Source organism: Mycetohabitans sp. B2 (genome assembly GCF_021733735.1).
Taxonomy (GTDB): Bacteria; Pseudomonadota; Gammaproteobacteria; order Burkholderiales; family Burkholderiaceae; genus Mycetohabitans; species Mycetohabitans rhizoxinica.
Genome location: NZ_JAHKSP010000082.1, coordinates 111,873 through 137,272, shown reverse-complemented (window position 1 = coordinate 137,272; position 25,400 = coordinate 111,873). Strand labels below are relative to the sequence as shown.

The following is a 25,400-nucleotide window of genomic DNA, read 5'->3' as shown; positions in this document are numbered from 1 at the left end:
CGTCGAATTCGACCAAACCAAGGTCATCGATGACTATCCGCGCAACGCTCACGCACCGATTTTCTTCATCGAGGGCAGGCCCGAACTCGTGCGCGCGGCCCTGCCCCACCGATTACCGGGCACAGGCCCACCTTGCGGAACGTGTCCGCGATCCATTTGCTATATTGAAAGTCGGGTTTGGCGCGACTACGGCCCGGCGCACGCCGCCCATACCAAGATGATGATCTGCTGCTCGCGCGACGCCGGCCGGCGCCTCGTGCTGGCGCTCTGAACTGAAGTAGGCAGCCCGGCCGCCATGAATCGGCCGGGCTACGAAAATAGACAAGACTACGTGGTCGCCTCGATCGGCTGCTGCGGTGCCGCGTCGGCCGGTGCAGAGGTGCGAATCAGGTGCTCGAACGCGCCCAATGCCGCCTTCGCGCCTTCACCCACGGCGATCACGATCTGCTTGTACGGAACTGTCGTCACATCGCCGGCCGCGAATACGCCCGGTACCGACGTCTGGCCCTTGGCATCGATTTCGATCTCGCCACGCGGCGACAGCGTAACGCCGCTGCCCGTGAGCCATTCTGTGTTCGGCACCAAGCCGATCTGCACGAACACGCCCTCCAGCGCCAAATGGTGGCGCTCGCCCGACGAACGGTCCAGGTAAGTCAAGCCATCGACTTTGCTGCCGTCGCCGGTGACCTCGGTCGTCTGCGCATGCGTGTGCACCGTCACATTGCCCAAGCTGCGCAGCTTGCGCTGCAGCACCTCATCGGCACGCAGCTGGCCATCGAACTCCAGCAACGTCACATGCTTGACGATGCCCGCCAGATCGATCGCGGCCTCGACGCCGGAATTGCCGCCGCCGATCACCGCCACGCACTTGCCCTTGAACAGCGGACCATCGCAATGCGGACAGTACGCGACACCACGGTTGCGATATTCGCGCTCGCCGGGCACGTCGATCTCACGCCAGCGTGCACCTGTGGCAAGCACCACGCTACGCGCACGCAGCCGTGCGCCACTGGCTAACTGCACCGCGATCACGTCGCCGGGCTGCAACGATTCGGCGCGTTGCAAATTGATCACGTCAACGTCGTAGCATTTCACATGCTGCTCAAGCGCCGCAGCAAACTTCGGCCCGTCCGTTTCCTTGACCGAGACGAAGTTCTCGATCGCCAGCGTATCCAGCACTTGTCCACCGAACCGCTCGGCCACGACGCCGATGCGGATACCCTTGCGCGCGGCATAGATCGCTGCGGCGGCGCCAGCCGGCCCGCCGCCGACGATCAGCATGTCGAATACCTCCTTCGCGTTGAGCTTAGCAGCCACGTGCGCGGCGCCGCTACTGTCCAGCTTCGCCAACAATGCCTCGACACCCATGCGGCCCTGACCGAACACTTCGCCGTTCAGGTACAGGGTCGGCACCGCCATGACCTGCCGCGACTGCACCTCGTCCTGAAACAGCGCGCCATCGATCGCCACATGGCGAATCCGAGGATTGATCACCGACATCGCGTTCAATGCCTGGACAACCTCAGGGCAGTTCTGGCAAGACAGCGAGAGATAAGTCTCAAACGTGTAGTCGCCGTCCAGGCTCCGGATCCGTTCGATCACGTCCGGATCGAGCTTGACCGGGTGGCCGCCGACTTGCAGCAACGCCAACACCAGCGACGTGAATTCGTGACCCATCGGAATGCCGGCGAAGCGCACCGCGATATCCGTGCCAGCGCGCCGGATCGCGAATGATGGCACACGCTCCACGTCATTGCCCACGTGCTCGGCCACCGCGATGCGCGTAGACAGCGATGCGATGTCCTGCAGCAGTGCGCGCAACTCACCTGATTTATCGCTGTCATCCACGAACGCGTCGATCTCGATCGCTTCGGTAACGTTGTCCAGGTAGCTTTTTAATTGGGTCTTGAGATTGGCGTCGAGCATCGCGAGGATTCCAGCGAAGGGAGCACAGAAGGGGCGCGCTGGGCAGGCGACGCGGCACGGTGCAGTGCCGCGTCGCCGCGTTCATGCGCCGTCCGGCGTAGGACGGCGCATGAACGTCAGATCTTGCCGACCAGGTCCAGCGACGGCTTCAGCGTCTCGGCGCCCGGGGTCCACTTGGCCGGGCACACTTCGCCGGGGTGCGACGCGACGTACTGCGCAGCCTGCACCTTGCGCAGTAACTCCTTCGCGTCACGGCCGATGCCGTTGTCATGAATCTCGTACAGCTTGATCTGACCTTCCGGGTCGATCACGAACGTGCCGCGCAGCGCCAGGCCTTCGTCCTCGATCAGCACCTCGAAGTTGCGAGCCAGCGTGGCCGTCGGATCGCCAACCAACGGATACTTGATCTTGGCAATCGTTTCCGACGTGTCGTGCCAGGCCTTGTGCGTGAAATGCGTATCGGTCGACACGCCATAAATCTCGGCACCGAGCTTTTGGAATTCAGCGTAGTGGTCTGCCAAATCACCCAACTCGGTCGGGCACACGAACGTAAAGTCAGCCGGATAGAACACGACGACCGACCACTTGCCCTTCAGGTTCTCTTCCGTGATTGTCACGAAATTGCCATTGTGGTAGGCAGTTGCTTTGAACGGTTTGACTTGCGTGTTGATAAGAGACATTGCGCTTTTCCTTCTTGAGTTGAAGACGACCACCCCGAAGCTTACGACAAATGGTGCGTTGCGGTGAAGTTGTTTAGTTGTATCGGACTGATTGGCCGCATCTATCGCCGAGGCTGTTTCGTAATATGAAACAGGTGTGAGTGCACGTGCGAACGAGCAGGGACCGTCCGCGCTCCATCAGTGAGTACATTAGCCTGTACAACGGGAACAGGCGCTATTCAGGCCTGACCAATCGAATGCCGGATGAGGCATACTTTGCGACGCTGCCCACAATTAAATCGGCAGCATGACTGCCCCGGATGCTGCACTTAAAAATTTCATAACATTGCCCGAGCCACTAAGACCACCTCCTTCTCATCGCACAACTCCCGCAGCAACCAGCAAGAGCGAGCAGCGCAAGACCATCGAGTACAGCTCCTCGTCGCGAACAGGGGGATTCTGTACCACGTATAGAGGATGTCGCGCAAGAACGAAGCGCAGGAAAGGGGACGCTCCGTTTCGCCGCGCAATCCAGTGACCGATTTTTATTCAAATCAGTGAGTTACAATTAAATATGGCGGATTTTTAAAGAAATTAGGCCAATTTGCAAAGCCTATCGCTCCGGCAAAGTCTGAGGCAAACTACTGCCGACAACTCGTTAGCGCGATCGCTATAACGGCCGCAACTTAAACCAACCCGGAGCGGCGCTGCTCCCTACATACAGAACGGAAGCGACGGCTGCTCGCTTTTACCAGCGTTATCAGGGTTGCATAGTAGCAAAGCGTATTGGGCGATTGCTCAGTGTGGAGAGAATAGTGGTTCGAGGCATTGCTGCTGTCTACGCAATATACCTGTTACTGCCCATCTTATTGTTGAGCATCGGCAGTGTGGGCGAGCTGTGGATGAATTCGTTACTCCCTAGCGGGATAACGGGTCAATGGTACGTCGATGTTTGGCTGGATTCGTCTTTTCGAAATGCATTTACGACGAGCCTCGTGGTGGCGCTGAGCGCGTGCGCGATCAATACGATCTTAGCCATCCCGCTTGCTTACTCCCTATACCATAAAGCTGGACGGGGCGGGAGCATCGCGGCTAAAATTGTGAGTATGCTGCCTATAGCTGTACCGACCATCACATTGGGTTTTGGCTATATCATTATATTTAATACAGACATTTTCCCTTGGCTTGGAACTTTGCCATTGCTGATCATAGTACATGCTGTCCATACGTTACCATACCTTACTAATACTTTGTTGACTGATCTTCGACATTTGGACTTGGCAAGGTTAGAACAGGCAGCTGCGACGTTAGGGGCTACAGAATTACAGCAGTTTTTTGGAATTGTTATACCTAATTTACGACAAAGCCTGTTAAGCGGTCTTGTAATGGTTGCTGCCATTTCAATAGGCGAATTTGGTTTATCCAATTTACTTGCCAGCTTCCAGAATCGCACTTATCCAGTTGTCTTGTGGCAAGCTTTTTATGGAGCAACTGGGTTTGCTTGTGCAGCCACCGTTATTCTTCTTGTGTTAGCCAGTACGGCGGCATTTATTTCTTCTACCGTCATCAAAAAATCATGAGCCTGGTTCTGGATCGAGTGAGTTACCAATATCCAAGTACCGAGCATGGGTTAACTGATATCTCGTTTGAGGTCAAGACCGGTGAAATGGTGGCTGTGATTGGCGCCAGCGGTTCTGGTAAATCAACGCTTTTGAAAATTGTTTCCGGCCTAATTAGCGGAGCATCGGGGTCAATCATCCTGGACGGCGAAAATTTAGCAGAAAAACCTGTGCATAAGCGTAATATTGGAATGGTATTCCAAAATTATGCACTTTTCCCCCATCTCAATGTGATCGAAAATGTAGCATACGGACTCGCATTAAAAAAGATCCCGCTAAAAAATCGAATAGCGAAAGCGGCCGAATTATTGGAAACAGTGGGTTTAGGAAATTTTGCCACCAGGCCAGTTTCCAATCTATCAGGCGGGCAACAGCAGCGAGTTGCGCTGGCTCGAGCTTTGGCAATCGATCCCAAAGCTTTATTACTCGATGAGCCATTGGCTGCGCTCGATGCAGGCATTCGAGGATATTTGCGCGATCAGATCCGGGCAATTCAGAAAAAATTCAACGCAACAACTATATTAGTCACACATGATCAAGAAGAAGCGTTGACGCTATCCGATTATGTCGCCGTTCTCGAAAATGGCAAGCTTCTACAGTTTGGCTCGCCAAAAACAATTTACTGTTATCCCAATAGCCGAGCGGTAGCCGAGTTCGTGGGGTTGTCAACATTGCTTCCCGCAAAAATTTTAGCACATAATCAAGTGGATTTAGGGTTTGCTCAACTCGCTGCCAATACTGATGGACGACGCTTAGGAGAAAAGGTACTTGTTCTGATCCGTCCCGAGCATGTGGTGACGGATCCTCCAGAAGGGACGCTAAACTATTTGGCAGGTTGTGCAGTTAACCAGCGTTACTTGGGCTCAGTGGTCCGGTATGACTTTCAAGTAAACGGCGCTTTCAAACCGATTCTAGGCGAAGCAACCGAGGTGCCGGTAAGCGGTATTTCTATCCCACCGCAGTGTGTCCAACTGCTTAACGACGACCCTTCATAGGAAGCCTCATGAAACGCAGACAATTTGTTCAATCGGCAGCTCTAGTGTCATTTGCAGGTTTTGGGACTATTGTTTCCGCTGCAGCTCCTACTCCTGCTATTGCTTGGGAAAAAGCGCAGCTCTATCCTGGTGAACTTGCGCTTTACGAAGCCGCCAGAAAGGAAGGCGAGGTCGTTTCATGGGATACGGGGCCAACATGGGCCAATTGGAAGGCGCTATTCGATGCGTTCAACAAGCGCTACCCAGGAATCAAACTGCACTATAATGATTTGGGTTCTGCTGCGACTGTGACTGCACTGAATAAGAGCCGGCGCAGGCCTCAAGCAGACACGGCTTATTATTTTGCGGCATCCGCGGTGGAGGCGGTGAACCAGGACGTGGTGGCACCTTTTAAACCGATCCACTTCGATACACTGCCCGAGGTGTTTCGAGATCCGGAAGGTAAGTGGTTCGCCATCCATACGCTGAACGTGGCATTTATTGTGAACAAAAAACTGGTGCGTAATACGCCCACTTCTTGGGCTGATTTGCTCAAGCCAGAATACAAGAATAGCATCGTCTACCTTGATCCGCGCTCCGCGGGTGTGGGACAGGTTGTTGCCTTCGCTGCAGCCTACGCCAACGGAGGTTCAGTAGACGACGTTAAGCCCGGCATCGATTATTTGGAAGAACTGCATGCTGCGGGCAATGTTATTCGAACTGAAGGAACAACGCCTTATTCGAAGTTCATGAAGGGTGAGATACCGATCTGGATCAGTTACGAAAATGATGGACTTAAGGCTAAATACACAGAAAAAGGCATGACTGATGTTGTCGATGTCGTGATTCCTAAAGAAGCCAGTGTTGCAGCACCTTACGGGATTAGCCTCGTGAAGAACGGCCCACACCCAAATGCGGGCAAATTGTGGCTTAACTTCATCATGAGCGAAATCGGACAGCAATTGTTTGCCCGAGGTTTTGTCCGGCCCTCGGTAAAAAGTATTCCGCTGCCTCCCGATATTCAGCAAAAGATGCCAGAAATGCCACAAATTCGACCTCTTGATGTGATCAAGGCCTCTGCTCGCAAGAACGAAGTCGATCGTTTATGGGCGAAGGCTGTTTTGAAGAATTAAACATGAAACGATTTGGCCTGCTTCCAGCTTGGGCGTTTCTCATCTTATTTTTTGTTTTGCCGCTCCTTGCTCTCGTCCCCGAGGCCGTCAGAAGCGGCGGCAAAGCATTTGGCCAAGTGATTGCCGACCATTTATTCCTAAGTGCGTTTAGAAATACAGTGATACTCGGCCTATTCTCCGGTGGCATCTCAGCTATCGTGGGTACCGTGATTGCCATCGAACTGGCGAGGCAACCGGAATCCCGCCGCCAGTGGCTAATGATGTTACTAGGGATTCCGCTTGCTTTTTCAGGTCTGGTTATTGCTTATGGCTTTATTCTAGCTTATGGTAGGGCGGGCTTCGTGACGCAGCTTATAGCAATGTTGGGTCTCGATCCTGCTCAGGTCGGGGGATGGATTTACTCAGCTCCCGGACTTGCTTTAGCTTACGCTTATTATTTGATTCCGCGCGTAGCGTTATCGCTTTATCCGGTCTTCGCCAACTTGGATGAACGACCGTGGCTCGCAGCACGTACACTGGGCGCCTCGCGTACACGTGCATTTTTCGATACGATCATACCTGAGGTTGCACCATCGATCATTGCAAACGCTTGTCTCGTTGCGGTTTTGGCCATGGGGACTTATGGTACGGCGCTTGCTCTAGTGGGAACGCAACTGAATATTCTTCCATTGCTGTTGTTTACCAAAATCAGCGATAGTTGCGCTGACTTGGCTGAAGCATCAGCCATTTCGCTAATATTATTGGGTCTTTGTGTTTTTGTCTTGGGGGCGGGTAATGTTTTTACAAACCGGCGCGAATATGCCACTGCCAAACAAAATTGACAAGCAGCTTCGCCGGTTGATTGAAATCCAAGCGGGGCCTCATCGTAACCCTCAGCCTGTAGGAATAATTGGGCCAAGTATTTGTGACGAGGCATGCCGTTCAGCGGCGTACAAAGTGGCAAGCGTTTTGGCAAGTGCCGGCGTGCCTATCGTTTGTGGAGGACGGGGTGGTGTAATGGAAGCTGCATGCCATGGCGCGTATGACATGGGAGGAATGACTATCGGTATTCTCCCAGAAGAAGACCGTCGTAACGCTAACAAATATGTTACGTTGGCGCTTCCTACAGGAATCGGTGAAATACGCAATGTGTTGATTGTGCGCGGTAGCGTGTGTGTGGTTGCCATTGGGGGCGGAATGGGAACGCTTTCTGAAATGGCATTGGGCGTGAAGTGGGGGAAAGCCGTTTTTACATTATACGAAGAGTTTAATCTACCCGGAGCCCAGGCAGCCGAAAGTACCGATCAGCTTCTTGGATGGGTGATCGAATATTTAGTCCGTGAGTCTGATGCTAAACTTCAATAATAGTATCGAACTTTGCGCTTTTTGTTGACCGGCGGTGACACCGCCGTCATCGGATTATGCCACGGGAACGTGGTAACATGGCTGTTCTGCCTTGCTAAGCGTAAGCATCCAAGAGTGGAACGCTGCAAATATTGGCCGGTTCATCCGGTTTGGATTGAAGCATAGGTAATGTCCGAGGTTAAATTCCAGCGCTGGCCCCAATTGCAGCACAACGCCTTGCGCAAGCTCTTCTTCTACAAGAATCCGAGGCACGAGACCCGCCCCTAGACCGTTCACCACCGCTTGGATTATGGCAGAGTATTGAGTAAAGCGCGGGCCTGCAAGAGTACTTGTTTCGTCTATATTCCAATGCGCCGCCCATTTCCGCCAGGCAAAAGGTGTTTCTTCGTGGTGTAGCAACGTCTGCTTTAATAGGTCGCTCGGTTTGAGAGAGTGGCCTAGTTGTTGCTCCAGCTTGGCAGCGTAGATACAGATAAATTCTTTGCCTGCAATGTAAATAGAGACGACGGATGGCCAATTACCTGCGCCAAAACGGATAGCCGCATCAATGTCAGCTGGCTGCGAGTCGTTCAGCCTGAGATGCTGGCTAAAACTGAAGGTGACGCCAGGGTGAAGCTTACGGAAGCTGGGTAGCCGCGGGATAAGCCACTTTGTTAAAAAGGTGGGTACGCTGGCTAGAGTTAGTATGCCTGCGCTAGACTCGTCTAACCTGGCTTCAAAGGTCGCGGATTCAATAACGCGTAGACTTGGAGATATCTTTCCCCAATATTCCCGCCCTACAGCGGTCAGTGTGACTCCGCGTCCCGCTTTTTGAAGCAAAGGGCGCCCCACGAAGGACTCTAAGCTGGCAATTTGCTTACTGACGCCACTGACCGTCACGCACAGTACGTTAGCTGCACGTGTGAAACTTTCATGTTTGGCGACTGCATCGAATGCAAGCAACTCTTGGATGGTCGGGCATGCTCTCTTCATTGGCCTAATTATTTCCTGTCACTCAACCCTGAATGGTCAAATATTCACTGGTCTCAAGTGATTCAGTCAACTTGAACTAAAGATCGTACAAAAAGAGCCACAAGGGGCCACTAAATTTTCCAGGCGAAAGTAGTTCAGTATGCTGTGTAGCGATTTTTCGTTATACTCCTGACACCATGCCGCGGTGATTGCGCGGGCATAGGCCAACGTCGTGGACCCGTGCTCGTTGAGACATTCGTCGCGGAACTTACCGTTGAACGACTCGATGTACGCATTCTGCGTCGGCTTGCCTGGCTGAATCAATTTCAACGTCACGCCGCCGTTGATGTACGCCCATTGGTCGAACATCTGGTTCATCAATTCCGGTCCTTGCTCCGTTAGCAGCGCTTTGGGATAGCCCCGGAAACGCGCTGTTCGGTCAACGCTCGAGCGACATACACGCCCCAAATGCCGTGGCTTACGACGATATCGACAGCCTCCTTGGGGAAATCGTCGATGATAGTCACACTTCAAACGCCGCCCGTTCGACAGCGCGTCCACCACGAAATTAATCCAACTTCGTTCGGCCCACTCGGCAAAGCCGGTTGCTCGCGCTCAATCATGACGCCGTGGTGCCGGCGACGGCGCCGCACGGCGAGCCCTGCTTCGCGATAAAGACGATGCACGCGCTTGTGGTTCGCATGGATACCGTCGCACTTCATCAACGCGTGCAATCGCCGATAACTGAACCGCCAAGGCTCATGCGCCAGTTCCACCAGGCGCACCGTCAACACTTCGCTCTCGTAGTCTGGCTTCGCTTCGTCATGCAATACGCAGAAAAAATCTTAACAAGCCACCAGGCGCGGCGCTCCGAGCTGTTAACCTTCTCCCGAATCGCCTCCACTGCTTCGCGTTTAGCTGGCGGGCTCAGGGCTTTGCCTTAATGATAACCTTCAGCGCTTCCATGTCGAGTATCGCCTTGGCCAGCAGCTTCTTCAGCCACCCGACGAAAGCCGTCAACGCGGAAATTTGCTTACACACGCCACTGACGGTAATGCATAAAAAACTTGCTGCTCGAGTAAAGCTCTTATGCTTAGCGACAGCATCGAACGCCAATAGTTCCTGCATTGTGGGACATACTCTTTTGAGTAGTGGACAGTTTTCTGTTGCTCAACAGTCGGCATCCAAATATTCAATGGTCGAGATGCCTTTTGTCAATTACATTTTCATCTCGAGCACAGCATTTTCGCTCTAAAACAGACGGCGGCTCGTGCCGACGGACAGCATCTGCTGGCGTTGCGAGCGAACCACCGATCTCTCTGATGAAGGCAGGCAAGCACACTAAACTCTTTATTATGTTTAGATTTTAGCAATACTTAGGATTAAGCATGCTAAATAGTTTGAAAATGACGGCACAAGTATTTTTCGTCCATATTCTATACGGATTTAGCATCTCGGCCTACGCCTACCAGTATGATTCGCCAAAATACGTCGAACTTCGTGACGGCAGGGTTCTCCAGTACATTGACAATAAGCTAATAGTACTAAATGATAATGGCAGTCAGCGAATGGTGCTTCATATACCAATATTGTTACGCAAAACATTGCTAACCGCGTCGAGCTTCACGTTCCCCACAACACACTCAAAGGTCATCGACGGAGAAGAATACGTCCTCACAGTGATCAACCACCGTTCCAACCGACGTCCGAACCAATATTGTGCTTCGGGAGATGAAGCCGTCCTTTATATGTTGCGGATAAAAGATGGCACCGCAGAACCCGTCTTTTCCTTGCTTGTAGAAAGCTGTATGCAAGACATCCATTTGGAAAGGAACCCAGCACGACTATCGCGCCATATCGGGATCGATTGGGGAATCAATCCCGTTGGGATACGAATCGATTGGTCGTACCATGGAGATTGGGTACCTGTAACGCAGTATTTTTTCTATTGCAACGGAGAGTTCGTTCGAAAGCCGTGTCCTCGCAATACAACATCACCAGCCAAATCACTTAACCAAACGCGAAGCAGGACACCGGCCTCGCACATCAGCATTGGCCGACACTGGTCGATGTCACGTACTGGATAAAGCGCGCATCACGCCTCTGGCCGTACATTGCCCGTAGCTAATCGCGCCGCTACGTCCGCGGACAGCGCCAACGCCGGGGTGGCGCGCTCGCGCTACCATACTTAATATGGGTAAGAACCATTCAATGGTGTAAGGCGCTCTCGACGAAAGGAATTTCAGCGCATAGCTGGGCGGCGCCGCGAACAGCAGGTGCTGTGTCATGCGCCCACATGGACGAGACGCTGGTGCACGCAGCCGTGCGTCATCGGCATCTCGCAGGCCATGCACGTCTTGGAAGAATAGGCTGCGGGCGACAACGTCCTCGCGTACGCTGCGGCGCCTGGTTCTCGGCGCAAACCAGCATGCGCTTCGCGCAGCGGTGCCGCCAGCCAAGCAGCACGCAGGCTAACGGGGGTTAAACGATCATGCTGATTTTCCGTCTAACACACGTGGCATGCGCAGCGGCTTACGCATCGATTGCGAAACCAGCACGCCAAGCACTGCGGCCACACCACCCACCACATGGTATGACGCCAGCCGCGCGCCGAGCAATACGATCGCCAGCACTGCCGTCATGTGACCCATACGGTATGCATGCGCGGCGCGGTTCCAATGCACACCCTTTTTTGTGGATCCAGACGCGACTCCAAGGTCGCCAACCCGCAATTGCGGGGGCAGTCGATGCAGTTCCTGCTGAACGAGCCGCGCGAACTACCTGTGTTGCCATTCCACCTACCGTGGCCGCAGGAGCCAAGGCCTGCGCAGGTATGTCAGCGGCTATCCGAGCATCCAGACGACGCGACGTGCGCCAGCGAATGGGCCGCCGCGCTAGCCATGAACACGAAGACATTTCATCGCCAATTCCACCGCTACACCGGCTTGACGCTTGGCCATTGGCGCCAGCTGGACCGCCTGCTGCTGTCGCTCGAGCGCCTCGCGCCGGGCGTGCCACCGTCGAGCTTCTACCGCTGAAGCAATCCGGCGGCGGGGCGACGCGGTGGCGTTGCGTGACGTCATCTGCTGACCTGCTTCCCAGTGATGTCAACTTTGTGCAGATTGGACACGTACAACAGGATCAACGACACCCACGTCATGCCATACAGGAACATGAAGCAGCTTGAGCGCACCTTGAGCCAGTCGAGCAGCACGCCGAAGATGATCGGCAGCAGGAACCCCGCGAATCCCCCCGCCAGCCCGACGATACCTGAGACCGCGCCCATTTGCTGCGGAAAATCGTCCGCGACGTATTTGAACGTGGACGCCATGCCGAACGCAAAGACGACGCCCAGCACGAACAGCAGGCACAAGTACAACGGCAGCGGCATATGCAAATGGAAACTCATCGGCCCAGCCACGCCATGGATTGTGAAATCGGTATCCGGGTAGGAAAGCAGGAACAACGCGGCCCATGCGACCCACAGCCCCCACCACGTGACGTTATGCGCACCCAACTTGTCCGCAAGCACGCCGCCGACCGCGCGCAGCACGGAACCCGGCAACGAAAAACCGGCCGCCAGCGCGGACGCCGCCACCACCGAGAAGCCGTATTGGCCCTTCACGTATTGCGGCACCCACAGCGACAGCGCGGTAAAGCCGCCGAAGCAGATCGAATAGTACTGGCAATATTTCCAAACCCTCGCATTGCGCAGGACGGCGAGCTGCTTTAGCCATGACCCAGCCGGTTTGCCGGCACCTGGATCGCGTGCCGCGCCGAGCCAAAAAATGACCGCCGTGACCAACAGCATCGCCGCATAGAGCTTCGGTACTGCTCGCCAACCGTATGCGGCCTGCAACGACGGCGTGATAAACAAGTTGACTGCGGCGCCGACCGTGCCCGCGCCGAACGTGCCCATCGCGAAGCCGCGCTTGTCCGCGGGAAAGAACCGTGCGACATAAGGGGTACCGACGGCGAACGATGCGCCGACCGCGCCAAGGAACAACCCGATGACGAGGAACTGCCAATACGCGTTCGCGTAGCTCACGAGAAACACCGGTACGCACGCACACACGAGCAGCGCCGTCATCACCACGCGGCCGCCGAACCGGTCAGTCCAGACGCCGAGCGGCAATCGCAGCAGCGCGCCGGTGAGCACGGGCGTCGCCGTCAACGCGCCAAACTGTGCCCCGGACAACCCTAGTTCTTCGCGCAGGCATATGCCAAGTACGCCAAACATCATCCAGACAATGAAGCACACCATGAATGCCAGCGTGCTGACGACGAGCACTCGATAAGCGAGCACCATATCCCGGCTCGTCGCGAATCCGGTGGGTTGGCTCGACATGATTCTCCCCTTGGTTCGAACTGACTAAACCCGCACGTGCCTACGCTCAACGCCTGCGCACAATCTGGTACGGACGCAGCATGTACGCAAGCGCGCCTAGCCCGCTCCACACGTGTACCATCCGCGTGAAGGGTGAGACGAGGAAGAGGGTGAACCCGAGCAGAATGTGCAGCCGGTACACGAGCGGCACGCCGGCCACCAATGCAGCCGCATCGGGCTGGAATGTTACGATGCGTTGCACGTAGTGGCTCAGTTGCTCGAACATCGCACCGTCTCTGCTTCCAACTCTAGCAACGACCGACTGAGCAAATAATCCGCGAAGCGCCACAGTGCAACCCGGATGTCCGGATCCAGCCCCGGATCAGCGTCCAGCGCCGCGACGGTATCCGGCACCGAGTCGACCAGTGCCACACTGGGATAATCGAGCCAGGCAGAAAGCACCCGGCAGGTCAATGCCTGAATTGCCATCTCAATGCTCCGCGCGAATCGGAATGGCCTTACCGTTGCCCGGACGCTTGAGTCCGAACAGGTTCGTGTCGCTCGCTCCACCCGAACAGCCGTTGCCGAACGAGAAGCCACACGATGAACGCAGGTCAAATGCATTCTCCGCATATTCGCGATGCGTACTCGGGATCACGAAGCGGTCCTCATAATTGGCGATCGCTATGTAGTGGTACATGTCCTCGACTTGGGCGCGCGTCAGGTCCACTTGCTCGAGCAAGTCGGGTGCCTCCTCGCCGTCCATGTGACGCGCGCGCATGTACGCGGTAAAGCGCAGACCATCTGCGTAGCGATTCAACGTTCACGCCGTGACGTTGAGCGACGACCTTTAGTCCGTGATGGCCGGTGCAGTAGTCTTCGACGGCTGCCAACTTGGCCTGCTCTGTATATTTGCCCAAGAAACACCCCGAAAGAATGTCCAACCTTCGGGGGGCGGTTCAGCCTCGGCAGCGCCCTTTTGCGCGCACAGTATCAATCCAACCGGTGGGTTCTCGCCGGGTCTCATCCAATGCTCACGCGCGTAGTTTAAGTACATGTGCATTTGACCGGCGTCAGCATACGTGAACCGGCCAACCTTCAAGTCGATGACGATCAGGCACTTGAGGCGCCGATGGAAGAACAGCAAGTCGATCCTAAACCAGCTATCGTCAATCCGAAGACGGTGCTGCCGCCCGACGAAGGCGAAATCATCGCCCAATTCGAGTAGGAAATCCGCCAAATGCTGAATCAACGCCTGTTCGAGATCCGATTCGGAATACTCGTCCTTCAGGTCAAGGAACTCGAGCACGAACGGGTCGCGGATCGCTTCTTCAGGCGTCGGCTCGTCTTCCGGGTGCGGCTTTCCCGTCTTGTCGAGCAGCGCGACCTTGTTGCGTGATAGCGCAAGCCGCTCATACAGCTGGCTGCTGATCTGCCGATCCAGTTGCCGCACCGACCCCCCCTGGCGCAATGCCTCGCTCTCATAGAATGCTCGCGCAGCGGGCGACTTGACCGACAACAGGCGCACATACGCGGACCACGGCAGCGCGAAACGCGCGGCCAGTTGCGCAAACTGCGGGGACGACGCCGTGCCGGACGCAGCCAGCAGGGATTTGCCAGACGATGTCTGGCTTTTTTCCGCGTCAGCAACGCCTGCCCATACGTCGCCCTTTCGGCGCCACGCTGCTCCACCGTGACGACGCGCCGACCGATCTCCCAATAAGCAGCCGTCATCGCCGCATTAACGCTGCGTGCCGCAGTCAGGCGCGCGGATTCAATCACGCTGACGATTTCCCGGTGCAATCCGGTATAAGTGTCGATGCCCATTTCTGCTCAGACATGCCAGCAGCACTGGCGGCCGAACCGCATCGAAGCAAGCCGGAACCGACAGACCGAAACTGTGGTCGCCCCGTGCCGGCGCCATCGTACGCCTGCTAGTGACGTACGGTATCGTCCCATGACGGCTTGCCGCCGTGGTGTGCGCCGACAACATCCCGCTGGCCATCGGCAACAATGCAACAGTTTGCGCAGCCCACCAGCGCGACGATACTGGTGCAATATCGAGGATCCGATTACGCGCCAGCGACAGTCAGCGCTGCGCTAGATAGCGTCGACTCGTTCGACGCCCTGCACGGTTTGCGCCGCGTGGTACGAGGAGCGCACCAACGGCCCGGCGATCACCTGCCGAAAACCGAGCTCCATCGCCGTCGTGCGCAACGCGTCGAACGCCACGGGACTCACGTAGCGCTTCACCGGCAAATGCCCCGGCGACGGTGCCAGATACTGCCCGAGCGTGATGATGTCCACGCCGTGCCGGCGCAAGTCCCGCAGCGTCGCCATAACCTCGTCGTCACGCTCGCCGAGGCCGAGCATTAGGCCTGACTTAGTCAGCAGCGCCGGGTTACGCATCTTAACCTGGGCGAGCAACGCCAGCGATCCGGCATAATCGGCGCCCGGCCGCGCGACACGATACAGCGAAGGAACGGTTTCGATGTTGTGGTTAAACACATCCGGCCACGATATTGACAGTGCATCCAGTGCCCGATGCGTCCTGCCGCGGAAATCCGGCGTCAGAATTTCCACGCCAACGCCCGGCACGCGTGCGCGCAATACCTGCACGCAGCGCGCGAAGTGCTCCGCGCCGCCATCGCGCAAGTCGTCGCGATCTACCGAGGTCACGACGACGTAGCGCAAACCGAGCACGGCCGCTGCATCGGCCAATCTCGCCGGCTCCTGCTCATCCAGCGGCGGTGGCCGGCCATGGGCGACGTCACAAAACGGGCACCGGCGCGTGCAAATGCCGCCCATCACCATGAACGTCGCGCTGCGTTGGGTAAAGCACTCGCCGATGTTCGGGCACATCGCTTCCTCACATACCGAGTGCAAGCCGTGCTCGCGCAGCACCGCGGCCACGTGTGCGACGGCCTCGCTCATCATCGGCCGCGCCCGCAGCCATGCCGGCTTGGGCAACGGCGCACCGTCCGGATGCACGACCTTCACCGGGATGCGAGCGAGCTTGTCGTGACTGCGCGCGCCGCGCTGCCCGAGCGCGGTCAGGCTCCGGTACGGCGTCACCGTTCCCATCGTCAGTCTCCGAAGAATGCGTTCAACACTTGGTTGACCTCGGCAGCCGCCTCCATCTGCACCATGTGCCCCTTGCCTTCAATGACGTGCGACTGCACGCCCGCAGGCAGCCCCTGGGCGTGCAGCGCCGGAATGATGCGATCCTCGCTGCCCCAGAGCACCAACGTGCGCGGCGCCAGCTCGGCGAGCTGGTCACGGTACACGTGCCGCTGGACACCATCACCGAACGTCGCCGCAGCGATCTTGGCAAGCGTCTCGTTCACGCCGTCCAGACGCTTGTACTTGACCATGTCCTCGACCAATTGACGGGTAACCAGCGCGGGATCCGCGAACAGCTTCAGCAGGTGTGGCTTGAGCGTATTGCGGCTGATGCCGGCAACGAACCCGTCAATGTAATCCGCGTCGATCTCGCGGCCCAACCCGGCGCTGGCGATCAGTGCCAGCGACGCGACTCGCTGCGGCTCCAAGCTGGCGATCTGCAGCGCAACGGCGCCGCCCATTGAATGCCCCACCAGGTGCGCACGCTCAATTCCCTCTTCGCGCATGAACGCGGTCACATACTGGGCAAGCTCGTCCAATGTACCGGCTTGCAGTGGCTTGCTCGACTCCCCGTGCCCCGGCAGGTCCAACGCCCATACCGCGCGGCGCGTCGCCAACTCGGCGTGGTTGAACAGCCAATTGTTCAGATCACCACCGAACCCATGGATTAGCAACACTGGAACGCCGCCATCGCCCTGCTTCAAGTAGCGGATCGTATGCGAGCCGACGATGCGCTTGTGCGGCTGCGGTCCCGTGTCAGCCGCATCGGCCGCGGCCGGTACGAAATCGCGCTGGAACGCCGCGACAGCTTCGTCAATTTGGGCATCGCTCACGTCGGCATCAGCCACCACCGCCAACAAGGCGCCGATCGGTAGCGTTTCGCCTTCGACGGCAATTTGCCGGCGCAGCACGCCGTCAAAAGCACATTCCACGCCGGACGAAATTTTCTCTGTCTCCACGTCAAGCAGTTCATCGCCCTTGGACACCTTGTCGCCAATCTGCTTGAGCCACCCGTTGACCTGGCCCTGCTCCATCGACAGCCCCCATTTGGGCATCTTAATCATGTGGATCGGCATCGATCAGCTCCTTACCTTGGTAACGGCCGCCGCGATCTTTTCGGGCGACGGGATGTACATGTCCTCAAGCACGCCGGCAAACGGGGTAGGCGTATGCGGCGCGGTGACCAGCTCGATCTGCGCCTTGAGCGATTTGAATGCGCGCTGCGCGATGAGCGCGGCAATGTCGGTCGCCACCGAGCAACGAGGGTTGGCTTCATCGACGACCACGACCCGACCAGTACGCGACGCGCTCTCCAGGATCGTTTCCTCGTCCAGCGGCGACGTCGTGCGTAAGTCGATCACTTCGACGTCGATGCCTTGCCTAGCTAGCGTGCTGGCCGCCTCCACCGACTGGTGCACCATCCGTCCATAGGTGATGATCGTCGCATCGTCGCCGTCGCGCACCACGTTGGCCTCGCCAAACGGAATCGCATAAGACTCTTCCGGCACGTCCCCTTCTTGGCTGTACAACAGCTTGTGCTCGCAGAAAATCACCGGGTCGTCATCGCGGATCGACTGGATCAGCAGCCCTTTCGCGTCATAGGGCGTGGACGGACATACCACCTTCAGCCCGGGCACATGCGTGAACAGCGACGTGAGCATTTGCGAGTGTTGGGCGGCGGCACGCAGTCCCGCACCTTGCATCGTGCGGATCACCACCGGGGTGAGCGCCTTGCCGCCAAACATGTAGCGGAACTTGGCCGCCTGATTGAATATCTGGTCGAAGCACACCCCCATGAAGTCAATGAACATCAGTTCGACGACCGGCCGCATGCCGCACGCCGCAGCGCCGACCGCCGCGCCAATGAACCCGCCCTCGGACAGCGGTGTGTCGAGCACCCGCCCAGGGTACCGATGGAACAGCCCCTTGGTCACCCCGAGCACGCCACCCCACGCATCCTGCTCGCCGGATGAGCCCGCGCCGCCGGCATTGTCCTCACCCATCACGATGACGTTTTCGTCGCGCGCCATCTCTTGGCTCAACGCCTCGTTTATGGCTTGTTGATAAGTGATCTTCCTGGCCATCCCCGCCTCCTGGTAGCTAGTTTCGAATTGGATCGGAGCGCGGCGCGCGCGCGCCGCACGTCACTTCTCACATCGCGCCGCGACGTCTGACGGGGCATCGTCCCGCTTCGCATCGCATCCATTACGTCCACCTCACGGATAAGCGACGTAGACGTCGCTCAGCAAGTCTGCTTCGGTCGGCAACGGAGCGGCCTTCGCACTGCGCACCGCGTCGTCGATCAGCGCCTTGACACGTTCATCGATCGCGCGTAGCTCATCCGCCCGGACCAGCTCGCTGCGTACCACGCGCTGCTCAAAATGCTTTAAGCAGTCCTTTTCTTCTCGGGCCTTCTGCACTTCGCCTGGTTCCCGGTACGTCTGCGCGTCACCCTCGAAGTGCCCGTAGTAGCGCGTCAACTTGACCTCGACCAGCGTCGGGCCGCCGCCGTTGCGAGCGCGGCTGATGGCTTCGCCCAGCGCCTCATACACGGCGAAAAAATCGAATCCGTCCACGATCACGCCGGGCATGCCGAAGCCGTTGGCGCGGTCGGCAATGTTGTCGGCCGCGACGGACCACGATGCCGATGTCGCTTCAGCGTACCCATTGTTCTCAGCCACAAAAATGGCCGGCAGCCGCCAGACCGAGGCCAGGTTCATCGATTCGAAGATCACACCCTGATTGGACGCGCCGTCACCGAAGAAGCACACGCCAACACCGCCGGTCTTCTTGAACTTGGCCGCCAGCGCGGCGCCGCACACTAGCGGCGCGCCCGCGCCAACGATGCCGTTCGCGCCCAACATGCCGTGCGATAGGTCGGCGATGTGCATCGAGCCACCTTTGCCCCGACAAACGCCAGTGCGGCGGCCGTAGATCTCAGCCATCATGCCGTGCACGTCGACGCCCTTGGCAATGCAATGACCGTGGCCACGGTGCGTCGTCGCCACATAATCGATGTCGTTCAGGTGCATCATCGTACCGACTGCGGACGCTTCCTCGCCCGCATAAAGGTGAACGAAGCCCGGTATTTCACCGGTCGCAAATTCAACGTGCAAACGCTCTTCGAACTCGCGAATCGTACGCATCGACCGGTACGCGTCGAGCAATGTCTCGCGGGTAAGCTGGCCCGATATGGACATGGTTGTGCCTCCTATGGGTAGATCGTGCTAGTTGAACAACGCTGCTGCGCGTTCACGCAGGAATTGACGCGCCGCGCTGAAACGCAGGGTTCGCTCGACATCGACCGTCAGCGGCCCCGCCCAGTCGAGCGAAACGACATAGGTTTCGCCTTTCTCAATTTCGATCTCGCGCTCGCCGTCGAGCGCCAACGTGCCGTAACCGACGTCGAGCATGACCTGCTGGCCGACCTCCAACCGCTCACAGTCAGTCATCCACACGGTGCCGATTTGGCCCGGCGCGATGGGCGCAACCAGCGGCACGCCAGTCAGCGGCGCATCGGCAAATGTCATTTGCAAGCCATGCGGCGCAGTGCGGGCTACCGGCGCCCACGCGGCGCCAATCGACGACAGGCCAATGGCGTCGGCAGCAGCGAAGGTCAGGAATAACGCGTGAATATCGGACGGATCGGATAGCGCACGCGCGCCGATGAAGCGCTGCCGGCTCACGCATAGGTCAACCAACGCAATCTCCTCATGTCCACACTTGCGCCCGGACACACAACGCACCACGAGGCGTTTGTTGCGCGACAGCGCCGCGTCCGGGGGAACCGAGCCGGTCGCGACCAGGGCACCGGCCAGGCCCGCCACGGTCGCCTCGCGCAGATCCGGGAAGCTGTTATTTGTACCGGTGGACAGCGTGAGCAGCGGCACATCGCGGCAATGCATCGCCACCGCGCGATGGGTGCCATCGCCACCTAGCACGGCGATCAGCGACACGCCGCGCTCGACCATGTACGCCACCCCCGCATGCGTGTCGGCTACGCTCTGCGTCATCGGCAGGTCGGCGAACTCCACCTGCGGCCACCGCTCGCGTCCACTCAGGGCCGCATGCGCCTGCACAGCGCGCAACACGAGCGCCGCGACACCCGTTTTGTCCCGCAACGTCAATACGCGACGCACGCCCAACGCACCCAGCCCTGCAAATAGCCGGACCACCATGTTCGCTTTTTCGGCGGTCGGGAACACCGACGCATGCGAGGTCAGGCGACGAATATCGCGGCCGGATGCAGGATTGGCGATGATACCGACTGCCGGAACGGTGCTTGACACGGCGTTGTCTCCTTGCCCGGCGTTGCCGCCCGGCGTCGCTGCTCATGAGCCTGAGCGGACATGTTGCTTACGTGCGTTGTCACTGCAATGTGCATGCCAATATAAGCGAGCCACGTTCACACCGGCCGCGCAGCCCCATTGCAGTGGGGCTGCGCGGCCAATACGAAGAAACTGCACGCGCGGTGGCGCTACGCTGTGCGTCTCTACCTAGCCGTCTCAAAGCGTCGCCGCCCGTATGCGCATGCGCGCATCGACGTGCGGCACAGCGTAACGGCGTCAAGTTGGGACAAGTCCGCTGCGACGGGGGCGGTGCGGGCTGACGCGCGAGCGCGGCACGCCTGGATAAACGTGAGACGAAGGACGCCGCATCGTGAGACGATCGTCTCACGATGCGGCGTGTTGCAGTGCAACGTGTGCCAAGGGCGATGAATGTGCTACAAACGGCTCAAACTGCAGGTTCTTTGCCGGGGGTTCGCGATGCCGTACGTCTCATTCAGCCAGCACATCGAACGCGTGCGCAGCGCGATCGAAGGCCGCAACGCACCACTTGACAACGAATCGGCGCGCCTCGTTTCGTCTTGGCAACGTTCGCTCGAGCGGTACCGGCTCGATCCATCCTCGCGCGTGGGGCCGCGCGTCGTCACCGCCAGCGAACTGCGCGAGTTGCGCGAGCGCGAAGAAGCATTTTTGCGTGCATCGGGCCAGTGCTTATCCAAGCTGCATGAGGCGGTCCGGATCGCAGACTATTGCGTATTACTAACTAATGCACATGGCGTAACGATCGACTATCGGATCGACCGCGATCGTCGCGCAGACTTCAAGCACGCGGGCTTACACATCGGATCGTGCTGGTCTGAGCAGGAGGAAGGCACGTGCGGTATCGCTAACGTGCTTGCCGACCTGGCGCCGATTACCGTGCATAAGACGGATCATTTCCGCGCCGCGTTCACCACGCTGACGTGCAGCGCGTCGCCGATCTTCGCTCCGGACGGGGCGCTGATTGGCGTGCTCGATGCGTCGGCGATCCGCTCGCCGGACAATCGCGACAGCCAGGGATTGGTCTATCAATTAGTACAACAAAGTGCACGATTGATCGAGGACGCCTACTTCCTGAACCAGACCCCCCATCATTGGATCCTATTTGGCCACAGCAGCCGGCACTTCGTCGAGGCGCGGCCGGAGGTGCTAATCGCGTTCGACGAGAACGGCAACCTCGTTGCGGCCAACGCCCACGCCCGCGAGACCATTCCAGGGCTCACCGGCAGCGCCCCTAGCCACCTGGCTGACTTGTTCGACGTGCCACTTGCGCGCATGCTTGATGCATCAAACCTGCATGACGTGCTGCCGTTGCGACTGTGCGCGTCAGGTACGATCCTGTATGCGCGAATCCGTAGACCGCAACGGCGCGGCCACGCGGCGGGCGCCTCGACCCCAGCGCGTGTTGCCGAGCCAGCGGCGCCAGCACAGCTTGCGCCACCGTTGCGCGGCACGCCGCTGCACGATGGTCGGGCGCCGGGCCTATTCAGTATGCCATCCGGTCGGTTGTCCAATACACCAGCCGGTGCTGGGCCACTGGAGGCTTTCGCACAGAGCCAGGACCGGCGGGTTGCCCAGGCGGCGAGCATTGCGCTGCGCGTCGCGGAGCGACGCCTGCCGATCCTGATTCTCGGGGAAAGCGGCTGCGGCAAAGAAGTCTTCGCACGCGCGATTCATGAGTCGGGCATCCGATGCCAGCAACCCTTCGTGGCGGTCAACTGCGGTGCGCTGCCGGAGTCGCTGATCGAAAGTGAGTTGTTTGGGTATGCGGCCGGCGCGTTCACGGGCGCACGCAGCAAAGGCACGCGCGGCAAGATCGCGCTCGCGCATGGCGGCACGCTGTTCCTAGACGAGATCGGCGACATGCCGCTGTTGCTGCAAACACGGCTGCTGCGTGTACTGGCCGACGGCGAGGTATTACCGTTGGGCGCCGAGACGGCGACCCGCGTCGACGTGAACGTGATTTGCGCGACACACCGCGACCTGGGCGCAATGGTCGCGCAAGGCACGTTCCGCGAGGATCTGTACTACCGCCTCAGCGGTGCGGTACTACGGCTGCCGCCGCTTCGCGAACGTATCGACATTCGGGCGCTGATACAGGCCGTTTTTGACGACGAAGCGCGTGCCGTGCCGCATAGACTGGTGCTTGACGCCGCGGTGCTCGAACGCCTGTGCCATCATCCGTGGCCCGGCAATGTGCGGCAACTGCGCCACGCACTGCGCTACGCATGCGCCGTGGCCGACACAAACCGGGTCGAATGGCGCCATCTGCCGGCCGAAATTGCAGCCGAGCTGGGCTCACCGGCGACGCCACCGGTGGCGCTCGAATCGCTGACCGACGAGCGCGAACGTATCGTCGCTGCGCTGACGCGGAACCAGTGGCGCCCCATTCCGGCGGCGCAGGCACTCGGCATATCGCGCGCGACGCTGTACCGACGCATCGCTAAGCTGGGCATCGTCCCACCCCACCGGCTGCCGGCCGCATAGTGCCACATAGACCGTGCGGTATCCTGTCATTTAGCCGGGCGTCTGCCTCGCGCGCCTCGCCGGGCGACTGGCATGCTTGTGCTGAGTCGCCGCCGCGCGCTGACAGGCTTTGCCAGGTACGGCGTCAACCTAGTGCTATGCGTCGTCGCATTGCGCAGCCTGGGTACGACTTGCGCCGACGCCTATTTCTTGGTGGCACCGCTGTTTGGTTGCACCGCTACTCGGCGCCGTATTGTCGCTCACGCTTTGGCCCGCAATGCCCGCTCTTCGCATGGACATGATTTCGACTGGGACGGACCGGCGTTGCATAGCCATCCTCTCCGCCGCAAGCCGATTACGCACGTCCATCGGCGCTTTCGAACATCCATCATCGGCATCACCATCGATCACGGGGCTCCACACAAGCTTTGTGCGCATAAAGTTTTGCACTGCTGCAGCATGAGCGCTCGCGCGCGAGTGAAAAGGGCCCCCATTGGACTGTGGTATAACACTTTGCGGTTACGGGTACGCCTCACGCCATTAACGCGTCGTCGAGTCGTCGTAGCCATTTTTACCACATGTTGCTCATGAATCAATTATCGTCAAGGGAAGCCGACACGGCACAGCGCACCCGGATTATTTTCCACATCACCGAGTTCAACGACGGCGGCATTGAAAGTGCAATAATCCAGTGGTTACGCGTCTTCGATCGCAAGCATTTCGATGTGACGCTATCAGTCATGTTCACGTCAGCTGCGCTGGAACACCGCTTTCGCGCGTCGATCCCGGCCGACGTGCGCATCGAGACGCTGGTCGATCGCGGATGGCTGGATTTTTTCCAAACACGACGACATCTGCACAAGCGCAGCAAGCTCGAACGCGTCGCGCGCGACATCTTCAATACGGTTGTCGTGCGCCGTTATGTGTCGCAGCGCATCGCCCATCTTGCGCGCGAGCATCATTTGATCGTCGATTTCGATATGTCGCTGCGCCGCATTGCAGGGCGATATGGCGTCGGATGGCTCGGAGTCAATCACTTCAGCTTCAATGCGCGACTTGGTGGCCGGCTCCGCAAGATCCGGCGCTTGCTGAAACAATATCAAGCCTACGACCGGATTGCGGCGCTGAACGAGCAAATGGCCGACGAAGCACGGGCAATGTTCGGCTCGCGGCTACCTCCGCTGCTGCTGCTGCCCAATGCGATCGATATCGCGGCGATCCGCGAACGCGCGTCCCATCAGGCCGGCAGCGCGTCAATACCTGACGAGCCCTATATCGTCTCGGTAGCCCGCCTCGATGAAATTTATAAGGACCATCGTACGCTGTTGCGCGCGTACCAACGTCTGGTGACGGCACACGCCGTACGCGAGCATTTGGTGATCGTGGGCGACGGGGCGTTTCGCGCCGAACTCGAGCAATTGGCGCGCGAGCTGAGCATCAGCGAGCGCGTACACTTCACCGGTCAATTGAACAACCCGCATCCAGTGATCGCTGGCGCGACGCTCCAGGTCCTGAGTTCACGCTCCGAAGGCATGCCGATGGTGCTGCTCGAAGGCCTCGCGCTGGGTAGGCCGATTATCGCGACCGACTGCCCGACCGGGCCCAGCGAGATCCTCGATGGCGGCCGTGCGGGTATCCTCGTTCCGGTCGGGGACGTGGACGCGATGGTGGACGCGATGCGCACGGTGCTAACCGACCCTGCGCTGCGCGCTGGGCTCACCGAACGCGCTCGCCAACGAGCACAGCATTACGGCATCGACGCAAGCAACGCGAGGCTGAAGGCGTACGTCGACACGATCCTCGCATCCAGACGCGCCGTGCCGACTGCCGGAGCAGCCTGACTAGCGTCGAACAGCCGTCTTCGTATCAATCGCGCTATTGATTCGTTCGCGGCCAGTTTTGTCCGGCGTATGCTATAGGTGTCACGCTAGCTTGCAAGATACCCATGGGGATATGCCGCAGTTACAAGGGCTACACGATATTGCCCAGCGCAGAGCCGCTGGGCAATGGTCTGTATGCCGCCAATCTCGACCTCGAAGGCCAGCAGCATGGCGCACAGGCGCACGTGGAGCACTTCGAGGCACTCGACTATTTTTTCGAGGCCGAACAGGCTACCGCGTACGCATTGCGCTGGGGAAAATTGTGGATTGATACACAGCACCGGCTCAAAGCGGCATAAGGTGACGTTCAGCCATAGCGGTGCCACGAGCCGGCTCGCACGACGGCGGATCGAAGGCCGACCTAACGCTACCGGCGATCGAGTGCCACCTTGGCGTCACCGACGAGCGCGAGACACGTAGGCCGGCTGCACTGCGTCGGGCGGGAGCATTGGCGGCAATGCAAACGCGGCCGGCTACAGGATATTCGCCATCGCTGCTGTTGATCGAAACGCACGCCTGTTGGCCGGGCAAACTCACACGATTACTTCGGTGCGTCCCACGGGTTCACGAGGGGCACGCCGGTTTCAGCAAGTGACGATGTTGTCGGCAAGCATGCTAAACGCAGAGCAACCCGTCATCGCACGATCTACGTAAACGACTCCTACAAATAGCG

20 protein-coding genes and 5 pseudogenes are annotated in these 25,400 nt (G+C 58.5%); 9 read left to right on the top strand and 16 right to left on the bottom strand.

The genetic code is table 11. The annotated features are described in order from the left end of the window. Positions 1-327: 327 nt before the first annotated feature. Both ahpF and ahpC read right to left on the bottom strand, forming a co-directional pair. Positions 328-1,926: an alkyl hydroperoxide reductase subunit F gene (gene ahpF, locus KPG66_RS16695; protein WP_237071572.1), complete on the bottom strand. Its 1,599-nt coding sequence runs from the start codon at positions 1,924-1,926 to the stop codon at positions 328-330. Between the two features lie 116 nt (positions 1,927-2,042). Then, complete coding sequence (gene ahpC, locus KPG66_RS16690; protein ID WP_041754923.1) at positions 2,043-2,606, bottom strand: alkyl hydroperoxide reductase subunit C; 564 nt, start codon at positions 2,604-2,606, stop codon at positions 2,043-2,045. A gap of 794 nt (positions 2,607-3,400) precedes the next feature. Between ahpC and KPG66_RS16685 the strand changes: the two genes are divergently transcribed. Genes KPG66_RS16685 through KPG66_RS16665 form a run of 5 tightly spaced genes read left to right on the top strand, consistent with a single transcriptional unit; the run spans position 3,401 to position 7,655 of the window. Next, entirely contained in the window at positions 3,401-4,165 is a 765-nt protein-coding gene (locus KPG66_RS16685) for an ABC transporter permease (protein ID WP_083813566.1), read from the top strand. Beyond that, positions 4,162-5,199, top strand: coding sequence for an ABC transporter ATP-binding protein (locus KPG66_RS16680; protein ID WP_237071571.1), 1,038 nt, complete (start codon positions 4,162-4,164; stop codon positions 5,197-5,199). Before KPG66_RS16685 ends, KPG66_RS16680 begins: the two co-directional genes overlap by 4 nt. An 8-nt stretch (positions 5,200-5,207) precedes the next feature. Continuing rightward, a complete protein-coding gene (locus KPG66_RS16675; RefSeq protein WP_013429042.1) occupies positions 5,208-6,311 on the top strand; it encodes an ABC transporter substrate-binding protein in 1,104 nt (367 codons plus the stop codon). Next, a complete protein-coding gene (locus tag KPG66_RS16670; protein ID WP_237071570.1) occupies positions 6,284-7,132 on the top strand; it encodes an ABC transporter permease in 849 nt (282 codons plus the stop codon). Before KPG66_RS16675 ends, KPG66_RS16670 begins: the two co-directional genes overlap by 28 nt. Then, a complete protein-coding gene (locus KPG66_RS16665) occupies positions 7,110-7,655 on the top strand; it encodes a TIGR00725 family protein (RefSeq protein WP_041754919.1) in 546 nt (181 codons plus the stop codon). The genes KPG66_RS16670 and KPG66_RS16665 overlap by 23 nt, the downstream gene beginning before the upstream one ends. A 54-nt stretch (positions 7,656-7,709) precedes the next feature. Here KPG66_RS16665 and KPG66_RS16660 read toward each other — a convergent pair whose 3' ends face one another. The 3 genes and pseudogenes from KPG66_RS16660 to KPG66_RS16650 form a co-directional block, all read right to left on the bottom strand. Next, positions 7,710-8,627 carry a LysR substrate-binding domain-containing protein gene (locus KPG66_RS16660; protein WP_237071569.1) on the bottom strand — a complete coding sequence of 306 codons (918 nt, stop codon included), beginning with the start codon at positions 8,625-8,627 and terminating at the stop codon, positions 7,710-7,712. 129 nt (positions 8,628-8,756) lie between these two features. Continuing rightward, a pseudogene (locus KPG66_RS16655) lies at positions 8,757-9,734 on the bottom strand (integrase core domain-containing protein); the annotation flags it as partial. A gap of 1,361 nt (positions 9,735-11,095) precedes the next feature. Then, positions 11,096-11,257, bottom strand: coding sequence for a hypothetical protein (locus KPG66_RS16650; protein ID WP_237071568.1), 162 nt, complete (start codon positions 11,255-11,257; stop codon positions 11,096-11,098). A gap of 96 nt (positions 11,258-11,353) precedes the next feature. Here KPG66_RS16650 and KPG66_RS16645 point away from each other — a divergent pair, with 96 nt between their 5' ends. Further along, the gene (locus KPG66_RS16645) at positions 11,354-11,644 is read left to right on the top strand and encodes a helix-turn-helix transcriptional regulator (RefSeq protein ID WP_049786566.1); all 291 of its coding nucleotides are present in this window, start codon (positions 11,354-11,356) and stop codon (positions 11,642-11,644) included. A 41-nt stretch (positions 11,645-11,685) separates the two neighbouring features. Here KPG66_RS16645 and KPG66_RS16640 read toward each other — a convergent pair whose 3' ends face one another. The 11 genes and pseudogenes from KPG66_RS16640 to KPG66_RS16590 all read right to left on the bottom strand — a co-directional run bounded on the left by KPG66_RS16640 (position 11,686) and on the right by KPG66_RS16590 (position 20,345). Beyond that, entirely contained in the window at positions 11,686-12,954 is a 1,269-nt protein-coding gene (locus tag KPG66_RS16640; protein ID WP_237071567.1) for an MFS transporter, read from the bottom strand. Positions 12,955-13,000: 46 nt separating this feature from the next. Continuing rightward, positions 13,001-13,228, bottom strand: a pseudogene (locus KPG66_RS16635) (respiratory nitrate reductase subunit gamma); the annotation flags it as partial. Further along, a complete protein-coding gene (locus KPG66_RS16630) occupies positions 13,204-13,422 on the bottom strand; it encodes a hypothetical protein (RefSeq protein WP_237071566.1) in 219 nt (72 codons plus the stop codon). The gene KPG66_RS16630 and the pseudogene KPG66_RS16635, both read right to left, overlap by 25 nt. Position 13,423: 1 nt before the next feature. After that, positions 13,424-13,732: pseudogene (locus KPG66_RS16625) on the bottom strand (nitrate reductase); the annotation flags it as partial. A gap of 34 nt (positions 13,733-13,766) precedes the next feature. Further along, positions 13,767-13,826: pseudogene (locus KPG66_RS18140) on the bottom strand (hypothetical protein); the annotation flags it as partial. A gap of 50 nt (positions 13,827-13,876) precedes the next feature. Further along, positions 13,877-14,760 (bottom strand): annotated as a pseudogene (locus KPG66_RS16615) (PDDEXK nuclease domain-containing protein); the annotation flags it as partial. A 273-nt stretch (positions 14,761-15,033) separates the two neighbouring features. Next, entirely contained in the window at positions 15,034-16,017 is a 984-nt protein-coding gene (gene lipA / locus KPG66_RS16610; RefSeq protein WP_237071565.1) for a lipoyl synthase, read from the bottom strand. Between the two features lie 2 nt (positions 16,018-16,019). Continuing rightward, positions 16,020-17,132 carry an acetoin dehydrogenase dihydrolipoyllysine-residue acetyltransferase subunit gene (locus KPG66_RS16605; RefSeq protein WP_237071564.1) on the bottom strand — a complete coding sequence of 371 codons (1,113 nt, stop codon included), beginning with the start codon at positions 17,130-17,132 and terminating at the stop codon, positions 16,020-16,022. Between the two features lie 3 nt (positions 17,133-17,135). After that, on the bottom strand, positions 17,136-18,140 hold the full coding sequence (locus KPG66_RS16600) for an alpha-ketoacid dehydrogenase subunit beta (RefSeq protein ID WP_237071563.1): 1,005 nt from the start codon (positions 18,138-18,140) through the stop codon (positions 17,136-17,138). Between the two features lie 132 nt (positions 18,141-18,272). Continuing rightward, complete coding sequence (locus tag KPG66_RS16595; protein WP_237071562.1) at positions 18,273-19,256, bottom strand: thiamine pyrophosphate-dependent dehydrogenase E1 component subunit alpha; 984 nt, start codon at positions 19,254-19,256, stop codon at positions 18,273-18,275. A 27-nt stretch (positions 19,257-19,283) separates the two neighbouring features. Beyond that, a complete protein-coding gene (locus KPG66_RS16590) occupies positions 19,284-20,345 on the bottom strand; it encodes an ATP-NAD kinase family protein (protein WP_013429020.1) in 1,062 nt (353 codons plus the stop codon). A gap of 477 nt (positions 20,346-20,822) precedes the next feature. Between KPG66_RS16590 and KPG66_RS16585 the strand changes: the two genes are divergently transcribed. The 3 genes from KPG66_RS16585 to KPG66_RS16575 all read left to right on the top strand — a co-directional run bounded on the left by KPG66_RS16585 (position 20,823) and on the right by KPG66_RS16575 (position 25,026). Continuing rightward, entirely contained in the window at positions 20,823-22,868 is a 2,046-nt protein-coding gene (locus KPG66_RS16585; RefSeq protein WP_237071561.1) for a sigma-54-dependent Fis family transcriptional regulator, read from the top strand. A gap of 566 nt (positions 22,869-23,434) precedes the next feature. Then, positions 23,435-24,688: a glycosyltransferase gene (locus KPG66_RS16580; RefSeq protein WP_336886368.1), complete on the top strand. Its 1,254-nt coding sequence runs from the start codon at positions 23,435-23,437 to the stop codon at positions 24,686-24,688. A 104-nt stretch (positions 24,689-24,792) separates the two neighbouring features. Further along, positions 24,793-25,026, top strand: coding sequence for a hypothetical protein (locus tag KPG66_RS16575; RefSeq protein ID WP_013429014.1), 234 nt, complete (start codon positions 24,793-24,795; stop codon positions 25,024-25,026). Positions 25,027-25,400 lie beyond the last annotated feature (374 nt).